The following is a 1,251-nucleotide window of genomic DNA, read 5'->3' as shown; positions in this document are numbered from 1 at the left end:
AGCAAGGGCAACGCCCAGCACACCACGCTCGCTCAGGTTGAGAAGGTTTGACGGTCATGGCGGACAAGCTGGGTTTCTCGTTCGATCAGACGTTGTGCAACGGGTGCAAGGCCTGTTCGGTGGCGTGCAAGGACAAGCATGATCTGCCGGTGGGGGTGTCCTGGCGGCGGGTGGCGGAGTACTCCGGCGGCACGTGGCAGAAGTCCGGGGACACGTTCACCCCGAACGTGTTCTCGTACTACACCTCGATGGCGTGCAACCACTGCGAGGACCCGATCTGTGTGCGGGTGTGCCCGACCACCGCGATGACCCAGGGCCCGGACGGCATCGTGAGCGTGAACGAGGACAAGTGTGTGGGGTGCCGGTACTGCGAGTGGGCGTGCCCGTACTCGGCCCCGCAGTTCAACCCGGCCACCGGGCACATGACCAAGTGCGACATGTGCGCGGACTACCGGGCCGAGGGCGAGGATCCGGCGTGCGTGGCGGCGTGCCCGTCGCGGGCGTTGGGGTGGGGCCCGATCGAGGACCTGCGCGCCGAGCTGGGCACGCTGGCCGCGGTGGAGCCGTTGCCCGACCCGGCCCTGACCCGCCCGCGGCTGGTCATCACCCCCCACCGTGACGCGCAACCCACCGGGACCGGTACCGGGTCCGTGGCCAACCCCGAGGAGCTCTGAAGCCATGAACACCCATGAGCTGCCGATGATCATCTTCACCGTGCTCGGCCAGATGAGCGTGGGCGCGTTCGTCGTGCTCGGGATCGTGCAGGTCGCCGCCGCGCGCCGGTACGGCGCCGGCGCGATCGACAAGGTCACCGACCCCGCCCTGTACGCGATCGGCCCGGCCCTGGTCCTGGGCCTGGGCGCGTCGATGCTGCACATGAACGACATCACCAACACCCTCAACGTGGTCCGCCACCTGGGCACCTCGCCGTTGAGCGCGGAGATCGTGTTCGGCGTCGCGTTCGCCGGCCTCGGGTTCGTCTTCGCCGCCGCGCAGTGGTTCAAGTGGGGCACCCCCCGCCTGCGCCAGGTCCTGGCCGGCCTCACCGCGCTGGTCGGCCTGGGCCTGGTGGCGTCGATGTCGATGATCTACTACACCCTGGTGACCGTCCCGGCCTGGCACTCCTGGGCGACCCCGGTGCAGTTCTTCACCACCACCTTCCTGCTGGGCACCCTCGCCGTGGGCGCGGCCCTGACCGGCGCGGTGATGTGGCGCCGGCGGGCGTGGACCACCGACATCACCGGCGTCCCG

The 1,251-nt window shown here is 69.7% G+C and carries 2 protein-coding genes; both read left to right on the top strand.

The window, feature by feature from the left end; genetic code table 11:
• Positions 1–56: 56 nt before the first annotated feature.
• Positions 57–674 (top strand): DMSO/selenate family reductase complex B subunit, encoded by a 618-nt coding sequence (locus tag EUA98_RS19590; protein ID WP_130104353.1) that lies wholly within the window; start codon positions 57–59, stop codon positions 672–674.
• 4 nt (positions 675–678) lie between these two features.
• Positions 679–1,251: dimethyl sulfoxide reductase anchor subunit family protein (locus tag EUA98_RS19585; protein WP_130104352.1), on the top strand; the 573-nt coding region annotated here is incomplete at its 3' end.

This window comes from Pengzhenrongella frigida, from assembly GCF_004168625.1.
GTDB lineage: Bacteria > Actinomycetota > Actinomycetes > Actinomycetales > Cellulomonadaceae > Pengzhenrongella > Pengzhenrongella frigida.
The sequence above is the reverse complement of the archived record's forward strand: the minus strand, read 5'-3'. Positions and strand labels throughout refer to the sequence as shown.

Coding starts and splice junctions, on each gene's coding strand:
- EUA98_RS19590 (WP_130104353.1), top strand. CDS start 57: ATGGCGGACAAGCTGGGTTTCTCGTTCGATCAGACGTTGTGCAACGGG.